Source organism: Rhodococcus sp. NPDC057014 (genome assembly GCF_042673295.1).
GTDB lineage: Bacteria > Actinomycetota > Actinomycetes > Mycobacteriales > Mycobacteriaceae > Rhodococcus_F.
Map to the genome: position 1 here is coordinate 65,987 of NZ_JBHUSF010000001.1, position 3,331 is coordinate 69,317.

The 3,331-nt window shown below is 66.9% G+C and carries 1 protein-coding gene; it reads left to right on the forward strand.

What is annotated here, in order from left to right:
• Nucleotides 1-55: 55 nt before the first annotated feature.
• Nucleotides 56-1,996: an acetoacetate--CoA ligase gene (locus ACFTZB_RS00300; protein WP_378429567.1), complete on the forward strand. Its 1,941-nt coding sequence runs from the start codon at nt 56-58 to the stop codon at nt 1,994-1,996.
• The last annotated feature ends 1,335 nt before the right edge of the window (nt 1,997-3,331 follow it).

Sequence of the window (3,331 nt, forward strand, 5' to 3'; positions counted from 1 at the left end):
GCGGTAGGCGGCGAAAGAGCGCGGAACGGCCGCGCTCTCGGGGAAGATGGTGCCCATGGCTGCCGATCCGCAATGGGTTCCCACCGAAGCCGACGTGCGCGACGCGGTGATCACCGATTTCGCCACGTTCGTCACGCGGCGCCACGGTGTCACGGTCGACGACTACCGGTCGCTGTGGCGCTGGTCGGTGGCGGCGGTGGGGGAGTTCTGGCAGGACGTGTGGGACTACTTCGAGTTCCGGTCCGCCACCGACCCCGGGCCCGCCCTCGCCGACGCCGCGATGCCGGGCGCCGTCTGGTTTCCGGGGGCCACGCTCAACTATGTCGACCACGTCTTCCGGAACGCCCGCCCCGGCAGTCCGGCGATCCTGTACGCGGGTGAGGGCTGCGCCGACGTCTCGATCGGGTGGGACGAGTTGCGGTCCGCGGTGGCGGGACTCGCCGCGACTCTCCGCGAGCACGGGGTCGGGGTCGGCGATCGCGTGGTCGGCTACCTTCCGAACATCCCCGAGGCGGTCGTCGCGTTTCTCGCCACGGCGTCGCTCGGCGCCGTGTGGGCCGCGTGCGGGCAGGACTATTCCGCGCCGGCCGCGCTCGATCGGCTGGGTCAACTGGAACCGGCGGCGCTGATCACCGCGGACGGGTACCGGTTCGGGGGCAGGGAACACGACCGGCTGGGGGCAGTGGCCGAGTTGCGGGCCGGATTGTCGCCGGCCCTCACGGTGGTGGTGCCCCACCTCGATGCGGACGCCGCCGTCGACGGTGCCCTCACCTGGGCGGAGGCGACCGCCGGGGGCGGCGCACTCGAGCCCGTTCCCGTCCCGTTCGACCACCCGTTGTGGGTGGTGTTCTCCTCGGGGACCACCGGCCTCCCGAAGGGCATCGTGCACGGTCACGGCGGCGTTCTCCTCGAACACGTGAAGTCGCTGGCGCTCCACCTCGACCTCGGCCGCGAAGACATACTTTTCTGGTACACCAGCCCCAGTTGGATGATGTGGAACTTCCAGACGGCGGGCCTGCTCGTGGGAGCCACGATCGTCTGCTACGACGGAAGCCCGTCCTATCCGACTCCGGATGCGTTGTGGGCCTTGGTGTCACGACTGGGTGTGACGGTGGCCGGTACCAGTCCCGGCTACGTTCTCGCGTGCGACAAGGCGGGGGTGATCCCCGTCCGCGAGCACGATCTGAGCGCGCTCCGGGCGGTGGGAGTCACGGGGTCGACGCTGCCCGCGGCGTCGTCGCTGTGGCTGTCGGAGAACGTCGGTCGCGGCGTACCCGTCGTGTCGATCACCGGGGGGACCGACGTGGTGTCGGCGTTCATCGGGGGTGCGCGCACCGTTCCGGTCTGGCCGGGAGAGCTGTCCGCCCCCTGCCTCGGGGTCGCCGTCGACGCCTTCGACGAGTCGGGGCGGCCGGTCCGAGACGAGGTCGGCGAACTCGTCGTCACCGCGCCGATGCCGTCCATGCCGGTGTCGTTCTGGAATGATCCGGACGGAAAGCGTTACCGCGAAGCCTATTTCGAGGTGTTTCCCGGAGTGTGGCGGCACGGGGACTGGATCACGATCACCGATCGCGGGACCGTCCTCATGCACGGGCGGTCCGATTCGACGTTGAACCGCAACGGAATCCGGATGGGCAGCGCCGACATCTACCAGGTGGTGGAGAAGCTCCCGGAGGTCGCCGAGGCGCTCGTCGTCGGGGTCGATCTGGCGGACGGCGGATACTGGATGCCGCTGTTCGTGGTGCTCTCGGAGGGCGCGGCGCTCGACGACGCGCTGAAGCAGCGGATCCGCGGAGCGATCCGGGAGCAGGCCTCCCCGCGGCACGTGCCCGACGACATCATCGAGGCGCCCGGCATCCCGCACACCCGCACCGGCAAGAAACTCGAGGTGCCGCTCAAGCGGATCTTCCAGGGCGCGGACGCGGCGCGGACGGTGGACCGCAGCGCCGTCGACGACCCCGGCCTGCTCGACTGGTTCGCGCGGCACGGACGCTGAGCAGCAACTCCGCCGATCTCAGTGTCGTTGGGCGCCAACGATTAGGTTAGTCTTACCTTCGTTACTGGCTGCGAGAGATCGACCTGCCGACGGCCGGGTATCCGCGAATGTGAGATATCTCCCGCCCGCCTCCGATTGGTCGCGCCGCAGAAAATGCGACTAATCGGACACCGGGGGTGCGGAGTTTCGGGAGCGCGTTCCAGATGCTGGGATGCGGCCGCGATCTCGCTGGTTCGCCCGTCCTCGCCGCGGTAGTGCCTGCGCTTCTCCGTGGCAGGTCAGCGGGCGATCTGCCCCGACCTGGATGCGCACAGCGCAGTGGTCGGGCGTCCAGTATTCCGCTCGATATGGACGGGCGACGGACCTGGTCGGTTATTCCCCGCGCGCAACCTCGGGTGCTCGTCGTTTTGAGACCTGCTCGGGGCTTTGGTAGACACGGTGGTTGGCAAAAACTGCGGTCACGGGGGGCAGTGGGTGTTCAACGCCGCGGTCGATCACCTGGTCGGCCGCACCGTGCGCGGACGACAGTCAGGAGGCGGAACATGAAACTGGATACGACAGTTGTACACCCAGCGAAATTCCGACTCTCGGTACGGTATCCGTGCTCTGGTTGGACGCGATACCCGGAATGTGGTTCTGCCTGTTGAATATGAGCGCGTCGAAGATCGAATTCAGGCCTGGTTCTGGAAGTATCGAGGGTTGGGTACGTCACACCAGCGCCGGTAACGGTACTGGATCTGACACCGATGTAATTCCCGGCGTTGCCGCGGAACCGTACGAACCGAGATTGTCACCACCGAGCGAGAGGAGGCCGAAGCGATGATCGCGACGATGTTTCGTTCCTTCACCAGCGCCGTAGACTCGGCTCTCGACTCGGAGGATGACGAGCACCGATTGGGTGGCCGCTTGTTGGATCGATGAGAGAACGGAGCCACGTATGAACCCGCTCACCGCAAGTAGTTCGGGATGTAAGGGCCTTGGAGTGTTCAGCGTCGCAGGCAATCGGTTTTCGGACGATCGTCTGACATCGACTCCGAGTGTGGTGGAACTCTTCGATCAGCGCAGGTCCTCCCGCGTTCGGCACGTCCCTGTTCCGCGAAAAGCTTCGAACCGGCAAGGCCCGTTCATGTGATGGCGTTCATCGGAAGACCGGCTCGCGGCGCAGTCCGTGGGACCGAGAGCTACGAATCACCAAAGACACAGGCGGCAGTCGCCACGCGTTCGAGAACGGAGTAACCCTTGGGGTCGGGACATGCAGCGGGTAGTAGCGGTGCTCCGGAAGGAGCGTTTCCGCTGTCGGCTGCGCAGCGTGGCATCTGGTTCGCGCAACACGCG